The organism is Demequina sp. NBRC 110053 (assembly GCF_002090095.1).
Lineage (GTDB): Bacteria > Actinomycetota > Actinomycetes > Actinomycetales > Demequinaceae > Demequina.
Map to the genome: position 1 here is coordinate 234029 of NZ_BBRJ01000002.1, position 22215 is coordinate 256243.

Below are 22215 nucleotides of genomic sequence, written 5' to 3' on the forward strand. Positions count from 1 at the left end.
TCGGAGCATGCGCGATGGCGACTCTCGAGGACGCGCCCGTGACCCGTGTCCGATGGCACTCGGCGAGGGCTCATCGTGAGATGTCGCCCGCGAACCCGTCCGGAACGGTCCGGCCGGCTCGCTAGAAACCCAACCGCCCCAGCTGCTTGGGATCGCGCTGCCAGTCCTTCGCGACCTTCACGTGGAGGTCGAGGTAGACGCGGCGGCCCAGGAGTCGCTCGATCCCTTCGCGCGCCGTCGCTCCCACGTCCTTGAGTCGCGACCCGGCCTTGCCGATGATGATCCCCTTCTGCGACTCGCGCTCGACGAACAGCTGCGCGCGGATCTCCAGCACGTCGCGTGAGGCCATCTCGTCCTCCGGCTCGACCATCTCCTCGATCACGACGGCGATGGAGTGCGGGAGCTCGTCGCGCACGCCCTCGAGCGCGGCCTCCCGGATGAGCTCCGCAACGCGCACGTCCTCGGGCTCGTCGGTGACCGCTCCCTCCGGGTACAGCGGCGGTCCCGCGGGAAGGTGCTTGACCAGCACGTCGACGAGCGTATCGATCTGGATGTCCTTGACCGAGCTCACGGGCACGATGTCCGCCCACTCGCCAAGCTGAGACACCGCGAGGAGGTGCTCGGCGACCTTGTCGCGCGCCACCTTGTCCACCTTGGTGACGATCGCGACCACGGGCGCGCGCGCCTCCGCAAGCTCCCGCGCGATCCACTGGTCGCCGGGACCTACCTTCTGGTCGGCCGGCAGGCAGAAGCCGATGACGTCGACCTCGGAGAACGTCTCGCGCACGAGGTCGTTGAGGCGCTCGCCCAACAGCGTGCGCGGGCGGTGCAGGCCCGGCGTGTCGACGATCACGAGCTGCGCATCGGCCCTGTTCAGCACCCCGCGGATGGCTCGGCGCGTGGTCTGCGGCCGCGAGGACATGATGGCGACCTTCTCTCCCACGAGAGCGTTCATCAGCGTGGACTTGCCCACGTTGGGTCGCCCGACGAAGCACGCGAAGCCGCTGCGGTGGGTCTCAGTCATCGTCATGCTCCTCATTCTCGCGCGCCACGATCACGGCGGTGAGCCGGCGTCGGCGCCCCTCGACTCGGTCGGCGGTCAGGTCGAGACCGTGAGCCGTCGCGCTCGCTCCCGGGATGGGCACCTTGCCCAGCGCCTTCGCCAGCAGTCCGGCGGCGGTCTCCACGTCCTCGTCGTCGATCTCGATGCCGAACAGCTCGCCCAGCTCGTCGAGCGGGTACCGGGCCGGCACGCGGTAGCGACCGCCGCCCAGCTCCTCGACATCTGGCGCCGAGCGATCGTGCTCGTCGACCACCTCGCCCACGATCTCCTCGAGCGCGTCCTCGATGGTCACGAGGCCGGCGACGCCGCCGTACTCGTCGACCACGATAGCCATGTGGAACACCTCGTCCTGCATGCGGCGCAGCAGGTCGTCGACCGGGACCGACTCGGGAACGAACTCGGGCTCGCGCATGAAGTGGTCGACGGGATGCTCGAGCGCGGCGCCGTCGTCCCACGTCTGCTTCACGACATCCTTGAGATAGACCACGCCAACGGTGTCGTCGACGCCGTCGCCGATGACGGGCACGCGCGAGAATCCCGATCGCATGAACAGCACCATCGCCTTGCGGGCCGGCGTCCCCGACGCGATCGTGATCATGTCCGTGCGCGGCACCATGACCTCGCGCGTGAGGGTGTCGCCGAGGCTCACGACCGAGCGCAGCAGCAGCGCGTCCTCCTCCTCGAGAGCGTCCTGCGCCTGCTCGACCAGGTCCTCGGGCTCCGCGAGGGGCGGCATCTGCAGCGCAGGCACCACGGCGCGGATGGGGGTCGTGAGGCGAATGAGCAGCCACGCGACAGGCGAGACGAGGCCGAGCGTGTTGAGCGGGTGCGCTCGCGCGAGCTGGCGGGGAAACGCGCGGACCAGCAGGAGCGAGACCGCGACGGCGACGGCCGCGGCGAGCAGCACGACCGCGAGCAACGGCCACTCGAGCGCCATCGCGAGGTCCGCGACGATGAACGTCAGGCTCACGACGCCCACGGCCTCGAGCGTCGCATAGGCGACCGATGCCGCGTCGTCGGTCTGCGAGGGGATCGCAGCGATGCGGGCGGCGGCGGTGGGCCTGCCGTCGGGCCTGCGACGAGCAGCGACCTCGCGCTCCTCCGCGTGCGGAAGCTGCTCGAGGGCCGCGACCACGGCGTGAAGCACCGCCGCTCCGAGCACGCTGAACGCGCCGATCAGCGCGAGGGCGAGCTGCGTCGAAGCCGTCACGTGCCCTCTAGGCGCGGTCGGCGAGGAAGGTCAGCAGCAGGCGTCGCTGCAGTGCGAACATCTCCTTCTCCTCCTCGGGCTCGGCGTGGTCATAGCCCAGCAGGTGGAGAATCCCATGCGTGGTGAGGAGCAGCATCTCCTCCTCGGCCGTGTGGCCGGCGGTCTCGGCCTGGCGGGCAGCGACGGACGGGCACACGACGATGTCGCCGAGCAGGCCTGCGGGCGTGGGCTCATCGGCGGTGCCGGGCCGCAGCTCGTCCATGGGGAAGCTCAGCACGTCCGTCGGGCCGGGCTCGTCCATCCACTGAATGTGCAGCTGCTCCATCGCTGCCTCGTCGACGAAGAGGATCGCGAGCTCCGCGCCGTCGGCGACGTGCATCTCCTTCAGCACGTAGGCGGCGAGCTCGGCGAACTCGACCTCGTCGACCTGCGCGTCGGTCTCGTTGTTGACGTCGATCACTCGGCGCTCTCCTCACGTGACCGCCTGTCGCGGCGCTCGCGACCGTGGCTGTCGTGCTGGTCACGACGATCGAAGCGGCGCTGCTGACCCGCGGGTGCCTCGCGCGTCGCGTCCGCACGCTCGTAAGCGGTGATGATGTCGCTCACCAGGCGGTGTCGCACGACGTCCTGGGCGCTCAGGCGGCAGAACGCGATGTCATCGACCCCGTCGAGGATGGACGAGGCAGCCCGCAGCCCCGAAGGCGTGACGCCCGGCAGGTCGACCTGGGTGACGTCACCGGTGACCACCATGGTCGAGCCGAAGCCCAGCCGGGTGAGGAACATCTTCATCTGCTCGCGCGTGGTGTTCTGCGCCTCGTCGAGGATCACGAACGCGTCGTTGAGGGTGCGGCCTCGCATGTACGCCAGCGGAGCGACCTCGATGGTGCCGGCCTCCATGAGGCGCGGGATCGACTCGGGGTCGACCATGTCGTGCAGCGCGTCGTAGAGGGGGCGCAGGTAGGGATCGATCTTCTCGTTGAGGCTGCCGGGGAGGAACCCCAGGCGCTCGCCTGCCTCGACGGCCGGGCGCGTGAGGACGATGCGGTTGACCTTCTTGGCCTGCAGCGCCGCCACCGCCTGCGCCATCGCAAGATAGGTCTTGCCGGTTCCGGCCGGGCCGATGCCGAAGGTCACGGTGTGACGCTCGATCGCCGCGACGTAGTCAGCCTGGCCCTGGGTCTTGGGTCGGATGGTGCGGCCACGGCTCGACAGGATGGAGCGGGACAGCACCTGAACCGGGCGTGACGCCGCACCATTCTCCCCCGCCTCGGCGGCCGCGGCGGCCACGCCCCGAGCGGCCCCCAGCATGCGCACCGACTCGCGCGCCACGTCGGGCGTGAGGGGCACGCCCGCGGCCATGACCGAGCGCAGCTCCTCGATCGCCGTCGCGGCGGCCGCGACGTCTGCCTCGTCTCCGCTGAGGGAGATGCGGTTGCCGCGCACATGCACGTCGACCGCCGGGAAGGCGCGCTCGATCTCCTTCATCACGGTGTCGCCGGAGCCCATCAGCTCCGGCATGCGGGCGGCATCCTCGATGACGACCACGCGGTTCGCGCTCATACGATGCTCTCCTCCAGCTCTCCCCCGAGCACGTGTCCGTGCGCGTGGAACACCGTCTGCCCGACGCTCGCGCCGGTGTTGAAGACCCACTTGTACTCGCCGCCGCACTGGTCGTCCGCGATCTGCTGCGCCGCGACGGCCATCGCCGCGAGCTCGTGCGGCGCCGATGCGGCGACGGCCGCGACGTTGGCGGCGTGCGTGCGCGGCACGACGAGCACGTGGGTGGGCGCCTTGGGCGAGATGTCGCGGAACGCGACCACGTGGTCGTTCTCCAGCACCATGTCGGCCGGGATCTCCCCGGCCACGATCTTGCAGAACAGGCAGTCGTCACTCATACGGCTAGCGTAGGCCCCCGGCGGATGGCGTGTCCGTACCGTCCTGGCGTGACCAGGTGCCGCGCGTCGCGGCCAACGCCGCCATCGCGGCCGGGCCCGCGCTCGACGCCCGCAGCACATGCTGACCGAGCACCACCGGCTCCGCTCCGGCCCGAGCGAGCTGAGCGAGCTCGTCGTCGGAGATGCCGCCCTCGGGCCCGACGACGACCCACACCCGCTGGCGCGGATCCTCCCACCGCAACGAGGTGAGGGGCCGCGTCTCGGACTCGTGGAGCACGAGCACCCTGTGTCCCGCTGCGACGGCATCGCTCACCATGCCGGCGAGCTGGGGCGTCGTCACGAGCTCACCCACCTCGGCGAGCCGCGCCCGGCGCGACTGCTTGGTCGCGGCGATGACGAGCGACACCCACTTGTCCCTTGCCTTCGCGGCCTTCGGTCCTCGCCACTGGACGATCGACCGCGCCGCCTGCCACGGGACGATGCGCGTGGCGCCCAGCTCGACGGCCGCCTCGACGGCCTGCTCGTCGCGCCCGCCCTTCGCGAGCGCCTGCACGAGCACCACCTCGGGCTCGCTGTCGCGACTCACGGCGTCGACGCGCACCCGCATGCGGCCGTCGCGTGCCTCGACGATCTCGCCGGTGGCTCGCGCGCCTGCGCCGTCGATCAGGTCCACCAGGTCGCCCACACCGCGGCGCTGGACGGTCACGGCGTGGCGACCCTCGTCGCCCGCGACGTCGACGACGTCGCCGACCCGCGCATCGGCCGCCTCGGGGCTGAGGAAGACGGGAGCGCTCACGTGACTAGCGCGCCTTGAACGCGTCGCGCAGGCGGGAGAAGACCCCCCCGCCGATGGGCGCGAGGCTCGCGGCCGGCATCTCCTCGCCGCGCAGTTCCGCGAGCCTGCGCAGCAGCTCCTCCTGCTCCGAGTCGAGCTCGGTCGGGGTGTGCACGTCGAGGTGGACCAGCAGGTCGCCGCGGCCTGAGCGCTGCAGCCTCCCCACGCCCAGACCCTTCAGCTTCACGGTGGTGCCGGCGTGAGTGCCGGGGCGGATGTCGACGCTCTGCTCCCCGTCAAAGGTCTCCACGGCCATCACCGCACCAAGAGCGGCAGCGGTCATCGGCACCTCGAGCGTGCAGTGCAGGTCATCGCCGCGGCGCTCGAAGGTCGGGTGCGCCTTCTCGCGGATCTCGACATACAGGTCGCCCTTGGGTCCGCCGCCGGTGCCTGCGTCGCCGGCGTTCGCCAGGCGGATGCGGGTACCAGTCTCGACCCCTGCGGGGATGTCCACGGTGATCGTGTGGCGCGAGTGCGTGCGGCCCTGGCCCGAGCAGTCGGGGCACGGGCTCGCGATGATGGTGCCGTAGCCGCCGCACCCCGGGCACGGGGACTGGGTCATGACGGGGCCGAGCAGCGAGCGAGCGGTGCGCTGGATGACTCCGCTGCCGTTGCACTGGCGGCACTGCTGCGGCGAGGTTCCCGGCGCACAGCACGTGCCGGAGCAGGTCGAGCACACGTCCGCGAGGTCGACCTGCACCTCGCGGCTCACGCCGAACACGGCCTCCTCGAGGCTCACGGCGGTCTGCACGAGAGTGTCACCGCCGCGCTGCGTGCGCGACGCAGGTCCACGCTGGGCAGCGCCGCCGAACGGCGACGCGCCGCCCCCGAAGAACTGCTCGAAGATGTCCTCGAAGCCGAAGCCCTGGGCCCCCTGCTGCGCTCCCGAGCGGCTGCGGGGGTCGTGCCCGCGGTCATACTGCGAGCGCTTCTCGGCGTTTCCCAGCACCTCGTAGGCGGCCGCGACCTCCTTGAAGCGATCGGCGGACTCCGGGCCGGCGACATCGGGGTGCAACTCGCGGGCGAGCCTGCGGTAGGCCTTCTTGATGTCCGCCTCGGAGGCATTGCGGTCGACGCCAAGGGCGGCGTAGTAGTCCTTCACTCGTTCTCCACGACTCTCGACAGGTAGCGGGCGACGGCACGCACGGCGGCCATCGTCCCTGGATAGTCCATGCGGGTGGGGCCCAAGGTTCCGAGCAGGGACGCGGCGTCCCCACTCGGGCCGTAGCCCGCCGCGATCACGGACGTGCGCGCGAGCGCATCGGTGCGGGTCTCCGCGCCGATGCGCACGGCGATGTCCTGGCCCTCGGCGGCCATCTCATGCAACAGCCGGAGCAGCACCACTTGTTCCTCCAGGGCATCGAGCACCGAGCCGATCGCGTCGGACTCGAAGTCCGCGCCCGCGCGAGCGAGGTTGGCCGCCCCGGCGAAGACGACGCGCTCGACGGTGCCGCCGCGAGCGGCGGCGACCACCGCGTCGGCTATCGAGGTCGCCCACGAGACCTGGCCGGGGCGCGACGCCCAGCTCGTGAGCGAGGTGAGCAGTGCCGCGGGTGTGTGCCCCACCGAGGCCTCGTTGAGCTCGCGCGCCACTCGCTCGAACTCCTCGTCGCCCACGGCCTCGCCGAGCGCGACGGTCGACTGCTCGACGCGCGCATCCGCCGACACCACGACCACGAGGGCGCGGTCGGCGCCGATGCGCACGAGCTCCACCCGCCGCACCGCGGACTCACGCAGGCTCGGGTACTGCACCACGGCGACCTGCCGCGTCAGCTGGCTGAGGAGCCTGACCGAGCGCTCGACCACGTCGTTGAGGTCGACGGCGTCCGACAGGAAGGTCTGGATGGCGCGCTTGTGAGGGTCGTGCAGCGCGGTCGCGGCGAGGTTGTCGACGAACGAGCGGTAGCCGGCGTCCGTGGGGATGCGGCCCGCGCTCGTGTGCGGCTGGGCGATGAGCCCTTCCTCCTCGAGAGCCGCCATGTCGTTGCGGATGGTCGCCGAGGACACGCCGAGCGACGACGCGTCCGCGAGTGCCTTCGATCCGACCGGCTCCGAGGTCGCGACGTAGCCCTCGACGATCGCGCGCAGGACGGCGCGGCGACGGTCTTCGCTCACTGCCTCTCCTCTCGCTGCCGCTCGTCCACTGGTCGACCTGGCACTCGTGTGGCCCGAGTGCTAATTCTAACGCGAGCGGTGGGGGTACCGTGGGCGACCAGGAGGTGGCGGAGGTGACGTTCGCATCGCACGACGACACGGACTCGCGGGCGGCGGGCATCGCCCACCTGGGAGCCGTCGTCGGCCCCGTGATCCCGTGGGTGGTGTGGCTCGCGCGGCGCGGCGACGACCCGAGGGCGGCTCGAGAGGCGGCCAAGGCGACCAACTTCGGGGTCCTCGTCCTGGCCCTGATGGCGGTGGCGACCGTGGTGCGAATGTTCGTGCCACTGGTGGGCTTTGTCGGTACATTGGCACAGTTGGCAGTCCTCGTCGTCGCGGTTGTCCTGTGCTACCAGGCCTTCCGTACGGTGCGACGGGGCCTTCCAGCGTCCTATCCCTACGACATCAAAGTGGTGAGAGACCATGACTGACGACAGCACGATGCCCCCGCCACCCCCGCCCGAGCAGCCCAGCCAGCCGCAGGGCCAGCAGCCGTCGGGCTCGAACGACAACACGATGGCGACGGTCGCGCACGCGACGGTGGTGACGGGCTTCCTCATCCCGCTGATCGTGTGGCTCATCGGCAAGGACCAGAACCCGTTCGTGGACGCGGAGGGCAAGAAGGCGCTGAACTTCTCGATCCTGATCACGATCGCGTACGTGGTGTCCGCGGTGCTCGGCGTGATCCCGTTCATCGGCTGGCTCCTCGGCACGCTGATCTGGCTCGCGGCCGTGGCGGTGGGACTGATCTTCGGCATCCAGGGCGCCGTTGCCGCGAACAAGGGTCAGCCCTACAAGTACCCCTTCACGATCGACCTGGTGAAGTGACCCCCTGAGCCACTTCCCTGACGCACATCAGGGCCCGTCATCGGCCTGCTGGCCGATGACGGGCCCCCGTCGTCTCTGCGACTCTGGGGACCATGAGCGAGAACCAGTCCGTGCCCCAGCCTGACCAGCCAGCGCCGGCGCAGCCCCGCGCCGGACAGCCGTCGCCGACACCAGCGAGCGCAGCGCAGTACGTTCCGCAGCCCATGCTCGAGTCGGAGGCCCGCACGTGGTCCATGCTGATCCACATCATCGCGGCAGCCGCCATGGTGCTGAGCCTCGGCTTCCTCGGCTTCGTCGTCCCCCTCATCCTGTGGCTCATCTACCGCGAGCGCAGCGCCCTGGTCGACTTCCACGGCAAGCAGAACCTCAACCTTCAGCTCACGGTGCTCGTGTCGGGTGTCGCAGCGTTCGTCATCGGCGCCCTGTTCTTCGGCGTCGGGCTGATCGTGACGGTGCCCCTGTGGGGCCTGTACTGCGTGTACGCCCTGATCATCTCGATCGTCGCCGGTGTCAGGGCGCATCGCGGTGAGTACTACCGCGTGCCTGCGATCATCCCGTTCGTGAAGTAGCGGACACCGGCCCGTCGCCGCGCGCCGCGACGAGGGCCGCGCGTCAGTCCAGCCGTCGTCAGGTCAGCGCGCGGATGGCCGCGTCCGCGAGCAGGCGACCCCGCAGGGTGAGCACCAGACGTCCAGCGAGCGCCGCGCGACCGTCCAGCACGCCGTCGGCGACGAGCGCTGCGATCGCATCTGGGCGCCGCGCGGGCAGGTCCGCCACAGCCATGCCCTCGGCCAGCCGCAGCCGCAGCATCACGGCCTCAAGGGCGAGATCGTCGTCGGTGAGCGGCTCGACCTCTGCGGCAGGGCTGTCGCCCGCCGCGAGTCGTGCGGCGTAGGCGCGGGGCAGCTTCACGTTCCACCACCGCATCGCATCGACGGCCTCGCCGCTGTCGCCGATGCGCGGGCCCAGGTAGCTGTGTGCGCCGGGCCCGATGCCCCACCAGTCCTGGCTGGTCCAGTAGGCGACGTTGTGCCGGCAGGCCTGGTCGGGCGACCGCGCCCAGTTGGAGACCTCGTACCACGCGTAGCCCGCGTGCCGGAGCCGCGCGTCGGCAGCCTCGTACATGTCGGCCTGGGTGTCGAGGTCCACGGGCTCGATCTCGCCCGCGCGCAGCTGACGGCCCATGCGGGTCGCCGGCTCGATCACCAGCGCGTAGGCACTCACGTGGTCCGGCTCGAGCGCGATGGCCGCGTCGAGGCTCGCCTGCCAGTCGGCGAGCGACTCTCCCGGCGTGCCGTAGATGAGGTCGAGGCTCACGGCGAGCCCCGCCTCCCGCGCCCACGCCACGGCCTTGGCGACGTTCTCGGGCCGGTGCGTGCGCTCGAGGGTAGCCAGCACGTGCGGGACGGCCGACTGCATCCCGAAGCTGACCCTGGTGAATCCGGCCGATGCGAGGGTCGCCAGTGACGCGGGCGTCACCGAGTCGGGGTTGGCCTCGGTGGTCACCTCGGCATCGGCGGCGAGCCCCCAGGACTCGCGTATGCCGCCGAGCATCGCCGCGAGGGCGCCAGCGTCGAGCATGGTGGGGGTGCCGCCGCCGAAGAACACCGTGCTCGCAGGGCGAGAATCGTCACCCATCGCCTCGCGAGCCAGCGCCATCTCGGCCAGCGCCGCGCCCACATAGTCGCCACGCGAGGAGAACTCGCCCTCGCCTGGCGCGTACGTGTTGAAGTCGCAGTAGCCGCACCTGACCGCGCAGAAGGGGACGTGGACGTAGACGCCGAAGTCGCGCATCGGCGCCGTGACCGCCTGTGCGGGGGGCACCGCTACTTCTTCTTGCCCTTGTCCGAGCCGTCGTCGGACGTGGACAGGGCGGCGATGAAGGCCTCTGGCGGAACCTCGACCGAGCCGATGTTCTTCATGCGCTTCTTGCCGGCCTTCTGCTTCTCGAGCAGCTTGCGCTTGCGCGAGATGTCACCGCCGTAGCACTTGGCGAGCACGTCCTTGCGGATCGCGCGGATGGTCTCGCGCGCGATGACGCGGGCGCCGATGGCCGCCTGGATGGGCACCTCGAACTGCTGGCGATCGATGAGGTCCTTGAGCTTCGTCACCATCGACAGGCCGTACTGGTAGGCCGCGTCCTTGTGGACCACGGCGCTGAAGGCGTCGACCGGCTCTCCCTGGAGCAGGATGTCGACCTTGACGAGGTCGGCGACCTGCTCGCCGGCGGGCTCGTAGTCGAGCGAGCCGTAGCCGCGCGTGCGGGACTTGAGCTGATCGAAGAAGTCGAACACGACCTCGGCGAGGGGGAGCGTGTAGTGCATCTCGACGCGCGACTCGGACAGGTAGTTCATGGTGCCCATCTGGCCACGGCGCTCCTGGCACAGCTCCATGACCGTGCCGATGAACTCGCTCGGGACCAGGATCGACGCCTTCACCACCGGCTCGCGCACCTGGGCGATCTTGCCGCCGGGGAACTCCGACGGGTTGGTGACGGTGACGACCTTGCCGTCCTCCATCTCGACCTCGTAGACCACGTTGGGCGCAGTCGAGATCAGCTCGATGCCGAACTCGCGCTCGAGGCGGTCGCGGACGATCTCGAGGTGCAGCAGCCCCAGGTAGCCGCAGCGGAAGCCGAATCCCAGCGCGACCGAGCTCTCCGGCTCGTAGACCAGGGAGGCGTCGTTGAGCTGGAGCTTGTCGAGCGCGTCGCGCAGCACCGGGAAGTCCGAGCCGTCGAGCGGGAACAGGCCGGAGTAGACCATGGGCTTGGGGTCGCGGTAGCCCCCCAGCGAGGTCTCCGCGCGGCGCGCCGCCGTGGTGACGGTGTCGCCCACCTTGGACAGTCGCACGTCTTTCACGCCCGTGATGAGGTAGCCGACCTCGCCCACGCCCAGGCCCTTGGTGGGCTTGGGCTCGGGGCTGATGACGCCGATCTCGAGCAGGTCGTGCGTCGCGAGCGTCGACATCATGGCGATCTTCTCGCGGGGCTTGAGGGATCCGTCGACCACGCGCACGTAGGTCACGACGCCACGATAGGTGTCATAGACGGAGTCGAAGATCATCGCGCGGGTGGGCGCGGTCGCGTCGCCCACTGGGGCCGGGATGTCGCGCACCACGCGATCGAGCAGCGCCTCGACGCCCTCGCCCGTCTTGCCGGACACGCGCATCACGTCCTCCGGCTCGCAGCCGATCAGCTGGGCGAGCTCGGCAGCGTATCGGTCGGGGTCGGCCGACGGCAGGTCGATCTTGTTGAGCACCGGGATGATGACCAGGTCGTTCTCCATGGCCAGGTACAGGTTCGCGAGGGTCTGCGCCTCGATCCCCTGCGCGGCGTCCACGAGCAGGATCGCGCCTTCGCAGGCGGCCAGTGAGCGCGACACCTCGTAGGTGAAGTCCACGTGACCAGGAGTGTCGATCATGTTGAGCGCGTGCGGGGTGCCACCCACCTCCCACGGCATGCGCACCGCCTGCGACTTGATGGTGATGCCGCGCTCGCGCTCGATGTCCATGCGGTCCAGGTACTGCGCCTTCTGCAGGCGCGCCTCGAGCACGCCCGTGATGCCGAGCATGCGGTCGGCGAGCGTGGACTTGCCGTGATCGATATGCGCGATGATGCAGAAGTTGCGGATCAGCTCCGGCGCCGTCGCGGCAGGCTCGATGCGGGGGTCGGAAGACACAGGCGGAGTTCCCTAGCGGTCAGGTGACAAGGCAGACTCCATCATCCCACGTCCCCATCCACCCTCATGCGACAGCCGAACATGCCGATAGACCCTGGTGACGGCGGAGATGGCCCGCCGCGAGGACGGTCCCCCAGGAGGCGGGCACGTGAGGCACGACGACGAGCTTTTCCGACAGACGTTCAGCAGCTCACCCATCGGCATGGCGCTCGTGGACGAGCGCGGGCTCATCGACGAGGCGAACGCCTCCTTCGCCGCGATCCTCGGCTACGTGCCGGAGGAGATGGCCGGTGTCTCCATGGGCGCGCTCACCCACCCTGACGACGCCGACCGCGACGCCGACCTGCGTGAGGGCCTCGCCGCGGGTGAGCTTCCCTACTTCCAGCTTCAGGCGCGGCTGGTCCACAGGTCGGGTGACATCGTGTGGACCCGCTCGACGGTCACGCGCATCGGTGACGCCACTGCGCCGCTGCGCTGCCTCGTCCAGGTCGAGGACGTCTCCGAGGTGCGCAAGGCCAAGGATCTCCTCGAGCGCCGCGCCCAGTTCGATCACCTGACGGGCATGCCCAACCGGTCGCTCCTGCTCGAGCGCACTCAGCACGCGCTCACCCGCCACGCGCACGCCGACTCCACGGTCGCGTGCCTGTTCCTCGACCTCGACCACTTCAAGCTCGTCAACGACTCCCTGGGCCACCACGCGGGCGACCGCATGCTTGTAGCCCTCGCGCGGCGCATGCGCGACGCGGTGCGTCCCGTCGACACCGTGTCGCGACTCGGTGGCGATGAGTTCGTCATCGTGCTCGAGAACATCGCCGGCCAGAGCGCCGCGGAGGGCCTGCTCGCGGTGGTGATGGCGGCCATCCAGGCTCCGCTGACGATCGACGGCCATCAGATGGTGCCCACCGTGAGCGCCGGCCTCGCGATGGCAGAGCCCGACATGACGGCGGAGACCCTGGTGCGCAACGCCGACCTCGCCATGTCGAGCGCCAAGCGCGCCGGACGCAACCGGGTGGCGCTGTTCCACTCGGGCATGCGCGACAGCGCGATCGTCCGCCTGTCGATCGAGACCGAGCTGCGCACGGCCATCCATGAAGGCGAGCTGGTGGTCCATTACCAGCCGGTCGTGGACATGCGCACCCGCCAGACCGTCGCGTTCGAGGCGCTCGTCCGGTGGCAGCATCCCCATCGGGGGCTGCTGCTGCCCCAGGACTTCATCGAGATCTGCGAGGACGCGAACCTCGTGGTGCCGCTCGGTGCGTACGTGATCCACGAGGCCTGCCGCTTCATCGCGGCGCACCCGGAGTTCGACGGCAAGGTGCTGGTCAACGTGTCGACCCGGCAGATCGGCGGCGCCGACCTGACCCGAGTGGTGCGCACGGCGCTCGAGGACACCGGCGTCGACCCTTCGCGACTCGGACTCGAGATCACCGAGTCGGGCATGCTGCTCGCGACGCAGGCGGCCAACAGCGACCTCGCCGCGCTCGCATCGATGGGCGTCGACCTGATCCTCGACGACTTCGGCACCGGTTACTCGGCGCTGTCCTCCATCCTCCAGAACCCCGTCGCGGGGCTCAAGCTCGCGCGGGAGTTCACCCTGAGGCTGGGCGACCGCGCGACCGGCGACCGGATCAGCACGGCGATCGCGAGCCTGTCCGACGGCCTCGGGATGTACGGGATCATCGAGGGCGTCGAGACGGAGGCGCAGTTCCGCCGAGCTCGTGAGCACGGCTGGGCCCTCGGGCAGGGCTTCCTGTTCGGACATCCCGTGCCGGCGCAGGACGTGTCCTTCGACGGCCCTGGCATCGCTCACCTGGGCTCGCTGCTGCACCGCGATCCGGCCGCCGCGTCCTGAGCTCGGCTGCGCCGTGCGACCGGCGTCATGGCGGGGTGCTCGCGCTAAGGTCAGCGCGTGGAGCCGTTGATCCTCGCCGTAGCCGCAGCCATCGCCGTCGGCCTGGCGGCGGCGCGTGCGACGCGGCGCGCCAAGCGGCGCCGCCCGCGGCCGAGGGCGGCCTCACATTCCTACCCCGGTGACTTCTCGGGCCGCGTCGATGTTCGCTACTCGCCGCGCCCCGACGGCAGTCCCGACCCGGGCGAGATCGTGTGGACCTGGGTCCCGTTCGAAGAGGACCACTCGCGCGGGAAGGATCGCCCCGTGCTGCTCATCGGCACGGACGGGCCCTGGCTGCTCGGCCTGCAGCTCACCAGCAAGGATCACGATCTGGACGCCGCTCGCGAGGCCCGCTGGGGGCGCCACTGGCAGGACATCGGCACCGGAGCGTGGGACAGCAGGCGTCGTCCCTCGGAGGTGCGGCTCGATAGGATCGTGCGCGTCGACCCCTCGGCGATCCGTCGCGAGGGAGCGGTGCTGCCACGCGCTCGCTTCGATTCGGTAGCACATTCGCTCACACGGCTCCATCACTGGTAGGATGGGAAGCCGTGTGTGAGCGCGCGCTCGCGCCGCACTGACCGAACTTTCACCACTGAAGAAGGATTCCACGTGGCCAACATCAAGTCCAAGATCAAGCGCATCGGCACCAACGAGAAGGCTCGCCAGCGCAACGTCGCCGTCAAGTCGGAGCTCAAGACCAACGTCCGCAAGGTGCGCGAGGCCGTCGCCGCGGGCGACAAGTCGGCCGCCGAGGCGGCTCTCAAGACCGCGACCGTCAAGCTCGACAAGGCCGTCTCCAAGGGTGTCATCCACGAGAACCAGGCCGCGAACCGCAAGTCCGCGCTCGCCAAGCAGGTCGCCGCTCTCTGAGCCGCTTCCCCCAGCACTAGCCCCGACATCGCCCCGGCGCCCACCGCGCCGAGCGAGGCTCGGGGCTTCTGCATATGCGGACGCGCCAGCGCCGGCCTCGGGGATGTCTCGGTGCCGCGAGCGCGGCTCCGAGCAGCGCGTCAGCCGCCAGCCAGCTGCGCCACGGTCCGCACCGCGCGTTCGAGGGCGAACGCAGGCGCGCGCCCGGCGCCCTTGATCTCCGCATCGGCCTGAGCCACGACCTCGATGGCCTCGCCCAGCGTCTCGGCGTTCCAGCGGCGCAGCTCCCTGCGCGCTCGGTCGACCTGCCACGGCGGGAGGTTGAGATCGCGAGTCGGGTCCAGGCCTCGGCCGCGCGAGGCGCCCACCTTGGCGAGCACGCGCAGCTTGGCGGCGAGCGCGGCGTTGAGGGGAACGGGATCCACCCCTGCGGCCAGCGCGTGCCTCACGAGCGTCACCGCTTCGCGCGCATCGCCTGCGATGGCGGCGTCCGCGACGGAGAACGCCGTCGCATTCACGCGGGTGCCGTAGTAGCGCGCGACCGCCTCCTCCGTGATGGTCCCGTCGACGTCGCCGATGAGCTGTTGGCACGCTGCAGCGAGCTCCGGCAGGTCCTGGCCGACGGCGTCGACGAGCCTGCGCACCACACCCGCCTGAACGGGCCGCTTGGCGCGCTCGAACTCGGCCGCCACGAAGTCCGCGAACTCGGTCTCGCGCTTGACCGCGGGACACGTGTACTCGGGCACGGACGCCTTGCGAAGCGTGTCCAGGAGGCGCTTGCCGCGGACTCCCCCACCGTGTCGAATCACGACCACCACATCGGACTCCGGCGCGGCGGCGTACGCCAGCGCGTCCGTGAGGAACGCGTCGTTCATGGCCTCGCCGCCCTCGACCACGACCAGCCCGGGCTCGTCGAAGAGCGATGGGCTGGCAGCGGCGAGGAGCGCGCCGGAGGTGTAGGCGCCTGCGTCCAGCGTGGTGACCGCGATGCCCGACCCCATCGCATGGTGGATGCGCTCGACGGCGCGCGCCGCGAGCAGCGTCTCCGGTCCGCTGACCAGCACCAGTGGTGCGGGGCTGGCGCGATGCCAGGTGGGTTCGGGGGCACGAGAGCGCGGCGGCATGGCACTAGCGTCCCACGCCCGACGGACACGGCGTCCACGTGAGGGTGTCGCCCTCGCGTGCGAGAGCGACCGGAGAGCACGTGTCCGTCCTCAGCATGCGCGCCCCCGCGCCGTAGAGCGCGAGGGCATGCTGCGTGGGATGGCCGTGCCGGTTGCCCTCCCCCACGGTGACGAGCGCGAGCTCGGCATCGATGAGAGCGGCGAGCCCCGGATCCTGATCCGCCGACCCGTGGTGGGCGACCTTCACCGCGTCGACGGTGACCCCTGACGGCAGCGCGGAGGCCAGCGCGGCCTGCCCAGGCGACTCGAGGTCGCCGAGCGCGAGCACCGTGGCCTGGTCGGCCTGCGCGAGCACGACGATGCTCGCGTCGTTGGCGCCCGCGTCGGACTCTGCATGGAGCGTCGAGAGGACGGCGAGCGTCACGGTGCCGACAGTGAGGTGGGCGCCGGGCGCGGGGACCGAGGCCGTCACCGCTTCGCTCTGGAGCATCCGCGTCGCGGCGCTGTGCACGCTGCCCGCTCCCACCCATGCCTGGTCGACGCGCGCGGCGCCGAGCACGCCCGCGACTCCGCCGTCGTGGTCAGCGTGCGAGTGCGTCACGATCAGCAGCGGGACCCGGTAGATGCCGTGCTGCTCGAGGCATGCCCGTGCGGCGCCGGGCCTCGGTCCCGTGTCGATCACGACGGCCTGCTTCGGACCCGCCCGCAGCAGCAGCATGTCGCCCTGGCCAACGTCGCACGCGACGATGTCCCAGTTCTTGAGCGGCACGCCGTTGCCGCGCATCCAGGGCCAGCTGAGCGCGCCGAGGCCGCCCGCGAGGAGAGCGACGGCGAGGATGCCGGCTGCCAGTCGAACGCGGCGGGCTGCTCCAGTCCCCTCGACGCCGGTCGCCACCGCCGCAGCGAGGACCGCGCCAGCCGCGAGCGCGGCGCCTCCCAAGCCGGGCGGCCAGGCCAGCCGCGAGCCCGGCGCCTCAGCTGCCGCCGTCGCCAGCGCATCGATCGCACCGAGGGGCACCGCGGCGACATGGGCGAGCCCCGCGGCCACCTCGACGCTCGCGGGCGCGACCGCGAGCGCGGCGATGCCCATCACCATGACCGGCAGCACGGCCGCCCCGGCAAGGACGTTCGTCGGCACGGCGTATGGCGTGATCGCGGGGTCGATGATGACGAGCACGGGCAGCACCGCCGCGTACGCGGCCACGGGCACCGACGTGACCCGAGCGAGCCGCGGAGGGAGACAGCGTGCGAGGCGCCGCGCGATCACCGGCGCCCACAGCACGATCGAGGCGACCGCGGCGACCGACATGGCGAAGCCGAACGACGCGGCGAGCGACGGATCGAGCACGACCAGGCATGCCACCGACGCCGCGAGAGCCGCCGCGCCTCGCGCGGGTCTCCCCCAGGCCAGGCCGAGGGCGACGGCGACCGCCATCGCCAGCGCGCGCACCACCGACGGATCGCCGCCCACGATCGCGGCGAGCCACACGGCCACGCCGAGCACCACGCATGCCCGCGTTCTGCGGCCCGCCGCGAGTGAGCCGAGCGCCCACGTGACGACGCCGAGGACCGCAGCGAAGTGCGCTCCCGACACCGCCGTCAGATGCGCGAGGCCGGCCGTCCGCATCGCCGCCACCTGGGACGGCGGCATCGCGCTGGTGTCGCCGATGACCATCCCGCGCAGCAGTCCCCTGTCGCTGACGTCGAGGCCAGCCGTGGCGTCCGCGAACGCGCGCCTCCATCGCGTCAGGGCGTCGGGGGGCTCGCGCGCGACCGTCTCCGGACGCCACATGACGGGTTCGTGCCCCTCCTTCGCATCGACGACGCCGCGGACGACGACGCGCTCGCCACGCCCCGCCGGCTCGGCCAGCACCACGGTGAGCTCCCCGCCGGCTCCCGCGGCGCACGGCTCGCGGGAACAGGTGGCGCGCCACCCGGTGACGATGGTGGGCACCATCCAACCGCCGTCGCCTCCCTGCGGTCGCGGATCGCCGGCGACGCGGACCGTCGCCTCGACCTCTCGAGCAGAGGCCATCGCCGATGCGCTCGCCGCCTCCGCAAGCGCGTCAGCGGAGGCGACGGCGCAGGAGGCGGCGGCCGACACGGCGACGACGACGGCCTGGTTCAGCACGCCGCCCCAGCGGCGGCGCACGCCCGCCGCGCGGGGGCTTGCGCGGCGCGATCGCCCACCGCGCATGCGCTCCCTCGCGAGGACGATCGCGGCCAGGACTCCGACCAGGAGCGGCGCTCCGACGACGACCGTGGCCGCAACACTGTGTCCCGTGGCGACCGCGGCGGCGCAGCCCCACGCCGCCGCGGCAGCCAGGAACAGCCGGGCGTCGTGGGTGGTGCTCACAGCTCCGCGACGCCCTCCCAGCCCGCAACGAGCGCAGGTCCCACGCCGCTGACACGCTGGACGTCGTCGAGGGACGCGAACGGACCGTTCGCGTCCCGGTCGGCCGCGATCCGCTGGGCGAGCACCGGCCCGACGCCGGGCAGCGCCTCGAGCTCCGATGGGCCCGCGCTGTTGAGCCGCACGAGTCCGTCGGCCTCGCTCGCCTCTCCCATCGCCAGCACCCGTACGTGCTCCCCGTCGACGGCCTCTCTCGCGAGGTTCACGGCGCCCAGGTCGGCATCGGCCGTGAGTCCGCCCGCGGCCTCGACGGCATCGGCGACGCGTGAGCCCGCCGCGACCTCCACCAGCCCTGGAGCGGCCACCGCCCCGCTCACCTGGAGCACGAGCACGGCGTCGGGCGCCTCTGCCCCTCCGCCGACGACCGAGGCGAGGCCCTCGACCGGCGACGCCGACGACGCGGCGGTCGCGAGAACACTCGCCTCGATCTGGCTCTCGGTACCCTGAGGCACCTCGGCCCAGACGCGCTGCGTGAGCCACCAGCCGACGATGCCGGCGACCAGGATCGCGAGGCACGCGGCGGCGGTGGCGCGACCTCCCAGGCGCCAGCGCACGCCCTGGGCCTCATCGGGGATCTCCCTGCCATAGGCGGCCTCGTAGGCTCGGGTGGCGGCGCGCGCGGCGCTCTCACGCCAGTGAGCGAGGCCTTCGTCGCGCTCACCGTCCGACGTGGCGCCGGGGTGCGAGGAGGCCGCGTCGCGGTGCGGCGATGTGTCCATGCCCGTCACCGTAGGGCCCCGCCTCCCGTCGCGAGGAGGCATGCCTCGGCGTCTGTGGAGAGCATCCCGCGGGAGAAGGCTGGGGACTCCCTCGTGACCTCGCCTAGGCGACGTCCTCCGGGAGATCGACGACCACGGCCGCGAGCGTGCCAGGACCCGTGTGGGACGCGAGCACCGCGCTGACGGGAGTCCGCACCAGCATCGCCAGGTGCGGGAATCGGGACTCGAGCGCGCGTGCGGCCTCGTCCCCGAACTCACCCTCGCCCAGGACCATCACGGCGGCGGCCGGCCTCGCCATGCGCCCGACCGCGGACTCGGCGCGCGCGAGCACGGCGGCGCGAGCCCGTTGAGTCGATCGGACCCGCTCCACCATGGCGACCTCTCCGTCCTGCAGCGCGAGGACGGGACGCACGCCCAGCACCTTGCCGACCGCGGCGATCGCGGGCGAGACCCGGCCGCCGCGGCGCATGTACTCCAGGGTGTCGACGGTGAAGATGCACGCCGAGGTGCGCGCGACCGCCCGAGCCGCGTCCGCCACCTCGGCGGCGCCGGCACCGCGTCGGGCGGCGGCAGCGGCGGCAAGTGCCGCGAACCCGGTGGCCATCGCCAAGGTCGCGCTGTCCACGATCGTCACGTCGATGCCCGCCCGGTGGGCGGCGGCCTGTGCGCCCCCGACAGTGCCGGACATCTTCGCGGAGATCAGAACGGCGACCACGTGGGAGGCGCCGTCGCGCGCGGCCTGGGCGAAGGCCTCGTCGAACTGACCGATCGACGGCTGCGAGGTCGACACGTCTCCGCCCGACGACAGGACCTCCAGCACCTCGTCCGAGGAGATCTGCTCACCCTCGAGCCGCGTCTCACCGTCGATGATCACGTGCAGCGGCACCACGCGCACACCCCACTTCGCTGCCAGGGCTGGCGGAAGCGAGGCCGCCGAGTCGGTGACGACGGCGACTGGACCGGTCATGGCTCCGACACTACTCACGCGCTGGGGTGCGCGGCGGCTCAGGCGGTGACGATGTTGACGAGCTTGGGCGCTCGCACGATCACCATCCGGACCTCTGCCCCGTCGATCGCGCGCACCGCCCCGGGGGCGGAGAGCGCAAGCTCCCGAAGCTCATCCTCGGCGATCCCTGGCGGGACCTCGAGACGATCGCGAACCTTGCCCTTCACCTGCACCACGCACGTGACGGTCTCCTCGACCAGGAGAGAGTCGTCGACGGTGGGCCACGGCGCGCGCGCGACGTTCTGGTGCCCGAGCATCGCCCACATGTCCTCGGCGGCGTACGGCGCGAACATGCTGAGCAGTATCGCCACGGCCTCTGCGGCCTCGCGGACGGCGGGGTCCTGAGCGCCGGCTCCGGAGTCGATGGTCTTGCGCGTGGCGTTGACGAGCTCCATGACTCGGGCGACCACGACGTTGAAGCGGAAGCCCTCGACCAGTCCGGCGCAGTCGTGGACCGTGTGGTGCGTCACGGACCGCAGCGCCGCGTCTCCCGTGCTCGGGTCCGTCCCCGGAGCCGAGTCCACGTCGCGCGCCAGCCGCCACGCACGCGCCAGGAACTTCGCGCTGCCAGCAGGCGAGACATCCGCCCAGTCGATGTCGTCCTCAGGCGGTCCGGCGAAGGACATGGTCAGGCGCACCGCGTCGACGCCGAACTCGTCGAGCTGCTCCGACAGACGCACGAGGTTGCCCCGCGACTTCGACATCGCGGAGCCGTCCATCTGCACCATGCCCTGATTGAGCAGGGCGCTGAAGGGCTCCTCGAAGTCGATCATCCCCATGTCATGCAGCGCCTTGGTGAAGAAGCGCGCGTAGAGCAGGTGCAGGATCGCGTGGGTCACTCCACCCACGTACTGGTCGACGGGCGCCCAGCGCTTGGCGTCCTGCGGGTCGAACGGCCCGTCCGTCTTGCCTGGTGACAGGTAGCGCAGGAAGTACCAGGACGAGTCCACGAAGGTGTCCATGGTGTCGGTGTCTCGCGTGGCAGGGCCACCGCAGCTCGGGCAGGTGGTGTTGACCCACGCGGTCGCGGCGCCGAGCGGCGACGTCCCCTTGGGCTTGAGATCGAGCCCCTCGGCCGGCGGCAGCTCGACCGGCAGCTGGTCGTCCGGCACCCGCACTTCGCCGCAGGCGTCGCAGTGCACGATCGGGATGGGCGTGCCCCAGTAGCGCTGGCGCGAGATGAGCCAGTCGCGGAGGCGGTAGTTGGTCGCCGCCTCGCCCACGCCGTCAGCGGCCAGGCGCTCGACGACAGCAGCGATCGCATCGGACTTCGACAGCCCGTCCAGATAGCCGGAGTTGACGAGCCTGCCGTCGCCTGCGGTCGCGACCCCGGACTCGGCAGGGTCAGGTAGCGAGGTGCCGTCCTCGCCAGGGACGTCGAGGACCACGCGTACCGGAAGCCCCATCGCGCGAGCGAAGTCGAGGTCGCGCTGGTCGTGGGCCGGCACGGCCATGACGGCGCCGTGGCCGTAGTCGGCGAGCACATAGTCAGAGGCCCAGATGGGGATCCGCTCGCCGTTGACGGGGTTGATCGCGTAGCGCTCGAGGAACACGCCGGTCTTGGGCCGCTCGGTGCTGAGACGGTCGATCTCCGAAGCCGCCTTGACCTGCTCGACATACGTCGAGAACTCGGACGCGACCCGCGCATCGGCGCCTTCGACCAGCTCGGCCGCCAGGTCGGAGTCGGCCGCGACCACCATGAACGTCGCTCCGAACAGGGTGTCGGGGCGCGTGGTGTACACATGCACGGGCTCGTCCCGGCCCTCGATCGCGAACTGGACGTCCGCGCCCGTCGAGCGCCCGATCCAGTTGCGCTGCATCGCGATCACCTTCGACGGCCAAGTCTCCTGGAGCGTGTCCAGGTCATCGAGCAGCCGGTCGGCGTAGTCGGTCACCTTGAAGTACCACTGGTTCAGCTTCTTCTTGGTCACGGGCGTGTCGCAGCGCTCGCACAGCCCCGCCACCACCTGCTCGTTCGCAAGCACCGTCTGGTCCTTGGGGCACCAGTTCACATTGCTGTGCTTGCGGTACGCGAGCCCGCGTTCGTGGAGCCGCGTGAAGAGCCACTGATTCCAGCGGTAGTAGTCGGGCCGGTGCGTGGCGAGCACCCGGTCCCAGTCGAACGAGCATGCGTAGCGCTCCATCGACGCGCGCTGCTGAGCGATGTTGTCCTCGGTCCAGCCCCGTGGATCGAGGCCGCGCTGGATCGCGGCGTTCTCCGCGGGGAGTCCGAACGAGTCCCACCCGATCGGGTGCAGCACGTTGAAGCCGCGCAGTCCCCAGTACCGGGCGATGACGTCGCCCAACGCATAGGCCTCGGCGTGGCCCATGTGCAGGTCGCCGGAGGGGTACGGGAACATGTCGAGCACGTACTTGGTCGGACGGCCATCCGTGCCGTCGCCGCTGCGGAACGGCTGGGAGGCTCGCCACTCGGGCAGCCAGCGCTCCTCGATCGCTCGGAAGTCGTAGCGGGTCGCGTCGGTCTCGGGGCTCGCGGAAGTCACCAGAGGATTCTATCGGCGCACGC

General features: G+C 71.1%; 21 protein-coding genes. 6 read left to right on the forward strand and 15 right to left on the reverse strand.

Annotated elements, in window-relative coordinates; translation table 11 throughout:
• Positions 1–121 precede the first annotated feature (121 nt).
• The 8 genes from era to hrcA are packed head-to-tail and all read right to left on the reverse strand — an operon-like array spanning position 122 to position 7118.
• A complete protein-coding gene (era, locus tag B7K22_RS01175; protein ID WP_084039613.1) occupies positions 122–1024 on the reverse strand; it encodes a GTPase Era in 903 nt (300 codons plus the stop codon).
• The gene (locus tag B7K22_RS01180) at positions 1017–2273 is read right to left on the reverse strand and encodes a hemolysin family protein (RefSeq protein WP_084037976.1); all 1257 of its coding nucleotides are present in this window, start codon (positions 2271–2273) and stop codon (positions 1017–1019) included. Before B7K22_RS01180 ends, era begins: the two co-directional genes overlap by 8 nt.
• A gap of 7 nt (positions 2274–2280) precedes the next feature.
• On the reverse strand, positions 2281–2733 hold the full coding sequence (gene ybeY, locus B7K22_RS01185; RefSeq protein ID WP_084037977.1) for an rRNA maturation RNase YbeY: 453 nt from the start codon (positions 2731–2733) through the stop codon (positions 2281–2283).
• Positions 2730–3833, reverse strand: a complete 1104-nt coding sequence (locus B7K22_RS01190) for a PhoH family protein (RefSeq protein ID WP_200807338.1) — start codon at positions 3831–3833, stop codon at positions 2730–2732. Before B7K22_RS01190 ends, ybeY begins: the two co-directional genes overlap by 4 nt.
• Complete coding sequence (locus B7K22_RS01195; protein WP_084037978.1) at positions 3830–4168, reverse strand: HIT domain-containing protein; 339 nt, start codon at positions 4166–4168, stop codon at positions 3830–3832. The genes B7K22_RS01190 and B7K22_RS01195 overlap by 4 nt, the downstream gene beginning before the upstream one ends.
• A gap of 4 nt (positions 4169–4172) precedes the next feature.
• Positions 4173–4964: a 16S rRNA (uracil(1498)-N(3))-methyltransferase gene (locus B7K22_RS01200; RefSeq protein ID WP_084037979.1), complete on the reverse strand. Its 792-nt coding sequence runs from the start codon at positions 4962–4964 to the stop codon at positions 4173–4175.
• A 4-nt stretch (positions 4965–4968) separates the two neighbouring features.
• Entirely contained in the window at positions 4969–6105 is a 1137-nt protein-coding gene (gene dnaJ, locus B7K22_RS01205) for a molecular chaperone DnaJ (protein WP_084037980.1), read from the reverse strand.
• The gene (hrcA, locus tag B7K22_RS01210) at positions 6102–7118 is read right to left on the reverse strand and encodes a heat-inducible transcriptional repressor HrcA (RefSeq protein ID WP_084037981.1); all 1017 of its coding nucleotides are present in this window, start codon (positions 7116–7118) and stop codon (positions 6102–6104) included. Before hrcA ends, dnaJ begins: the two co-directional genes overlap by 4 nt.
• An 89-nt stretch (positions 7119–7207) precedes the next feature.
• On the opposite strand from hrcA, the gene B7K22_RS01215 reads away from it, so the two are divergent.
• The 3 genes from B7K22_RS01215 (at position 7208) to B7K22_RS01225 (ending at position 8554) form a co-directional block, all read left to right on the forward strand.
• Entirely contained in the window at positions 7208–7588 is a 381-nt protein-coding gene (locus B7K22_RS01215) for a DUF4870 domain-containing protein (RefSeq protein WP_159448710.1), read from the forward strand.
• Entirely contained in the window at positions 7581–7985 is a 405-nt protein-coding gene (locus B7K22_RS01220) for a DUF4870 domain-containing protein (RefSeq protein WP_084037982.1), read from the forward strand. The genes B7K22_RS01215 and B7K22_RS01220 overlap by 8 nt, the downstream gene beginning before the upstream one ends.
• A 92-nt stretch (positions 7986–8077) precedes the next feature.
• Positions 8078–8554 (forward strand): DUF4870 domain-containing protein, encoded by a 477-nt coding sequence (locus tag B7K22_RS01225; protein WP_084037983.1) that lies wholly within the window; start codon positions 8078–8080, stop codon positions 8552–8554.
• Positions 8555–8612: 58 nt separating this feature from the next.
• Here B7K22_RS01225 and hemW read toward each other — a convergent pair whose 3' ends face one another.
• Positions 8613–9779 (reverse strand): radical SAM family heme chaperone HemW, encoded by a 1167-nt coding sequence (gene hemW, locus B7K22_RS01230; protein ID WP_084039616.1) that lies wholly within the window; start codon positions 9777–9779, stop codon positions 8613–8615.
• 32 nt (positions 9780–9811) lie between these two features.
• Positions 9812–11665 (reverse strand): translation elongation factor 4, encoded by a 1854-nt coding sequence (gene lepA / locus B7K22_RS01235; RefSeq protein ID WP_084037984.1) that lies wholly within the window; start codon positions 11663–11665, stop codon positions 9812–9814.
• Positions 11666–11813: 148 nt separating this feature from the next.
• Between lepA and B7K22_RS01240 the strand changes: the two genes are divergently transcribed.
• From B7K22_RS01240 to rpsT, 3 genes are all read left to right on the forward strand, one after another.
• Entirely contained in the window at positions 11814–13517 is a 1704-nt protein-coding gene (locus B7K22_RS01240) for a bifunctional diguanylate cyclase/phosphodiesterase (RefSeq protein ID WP_159448711.1), read from the forward strand.
• 57 nt (positions 13518–13574) lie between these two features.
• Positions 13575–14093, forward strand: coding sequence for a type II toxin-antitoxin system PemK/MazF family toxin (locus tag B7K22_RS01245; protein WP_234983254.1), 519 nt, complete (start codon positions 13575–13577; stop codon positions 14091–14093).
• A gap of 72 nt (positions 14094–14165) precedes the next feature.
• Positions 14166–14426, forward strand: a complete 261-nt coding sequence (rpsT, locus tag B7K22_RS01250; protein WP_084037986.1) for a 30S ribosomal protein S20 — start codon at positions 14166–14168, stop codon at positions 14424–14426.
• Between the two features lie 140 nt (positions 14427–14566).
• Here rpsT and holA read toward each other — a convergent pair whose 3' ends face one another.
• The 5 genes from holA to leuS all read right to left on the reverse strand — a co-directional run bounded on the left by holA (position 14567) and on the right by leuS (position 22192).
• Positions 14567–15550, reverse strand: a complete 984-nt coding sequence (holA, locus tag B7K22_RS01255) for a DNA polymerase III subunit delta (RefSeq protein ID WP_084037987.1) — start codon at positions 15548–15550, stop codon at positions 14567–14569.
• A gap of 4 nt (positions 15551–15554) precedes the next feature.
• Entirely contained in the window at positions 15555–17906 is a 2352-nt protein-coding gene (locus tag B7K22_RS01260) for a ComEC/Rec2 family competence protein (protein ID WP_084037988.1), read from the reverse strand.
• Positions 17903–18682 carry a ComEA family DNA-binding protein gene (locus B7K22_RS01265; protein WP_159448712.1) on the reverse strand — a complete coding sequence of 260 codons (780 nt, stop codon included), beginning with the start codon at positions 18680–18682 and terminating at the stop codon, positions 17903–17905. Before B7K22_RS01265 ends, B7K22_RS01260 begins: the two co-directional genes overlap by 4 nt.
• Before the next feature lie 103 nt (positions 18683–18785).
• Positions 18786–19649, reverse strand: coding sequence for a DegV family protein (locus B7K22_RS01270; protein ID WP_084037990.1), 864 nt, complete (start codon positions 19647–19649; stop codon positions 18786–18788).
• 38 nt (positions 19650–19687) lie between these two features.
• On the reverse strand, positions 19688–22192 hold the full coding sequence (leuS, locus tag B7K22_RS01275; RefSeq protein WP_234983255.1) for a leucine--tRNA ligase: 2505 nt from the start codon (positions 22190–22192) through the stop codon (positions 19688–19690).
• Positions 22193–22215: the final 23 nt, after the last annotated feature.

Bases quoted from the DNA above. Each gene is read 5' to 3' on its own strand.
- era (WP_084039613.1), bottom strand. From the start codon at position 1,024: ATGACTGAGACCCACCGCAGCGGCTTCGCGTGCTTCGTCGGGCGACCC.
- B7K22_RS01190 (WP_200807338.1), bottom strand. From the start codon at position 3,833: ATGAGCGCGAACCGCGTGGTCGTCATCGAGGATGCCGCCCGCATGCCG.
- B7K22_RS01195 (WP_084037978.1), bottom strand. From the start codon at position 4,168: ATGAGTGACGACTGCCTGTTCTGCAAGATCGTGGCCGGGGAGATCCCG.
- B7K22_RS01220 (WP_084037982.1), top strand. From the start codon at position 7,581: ATGACTGACGACAGCACGATGCCCCCGCCACCCCCGCCCGAGCAGCCC.
- B7K22_RS01225 (WP_084037983.1), top strand. From the start codon at position 8,078: ATGAGCGAGAACCAGTCCGTGCCCCAGCCTGACCAGCCAGCGCCGGCG.
- hemW (WP_084039616.1), bottom strand. From the start codon at position 9,779: ATGCGCGACTTCGGCGTCTACGTCCACGTCCCCTTCTGCGCGGTCAGG.
- holA (WP_084037987.1), bottom strand. From the start codon at position 15,550: ATGCCGCCGCGCTCTCGTGCCCCCGAACCCACCTGGCATCGCGCCAGC.
- B7K22_RS01265 (WP_159448712.1), bottom strand. From the start codon at position 18,682: ATGGACACATCGCCGCACCGCGACGCGGCCTCCTCGCACCCCGGCGCC.
- B7K22_RS01270 (WP_084037990.1), bottom strand. From the start codon at position 19,649: ATGACCGGTCCAGTCGCCGTCGTCACCGACTCGGCGGCCTCGCTTCCG.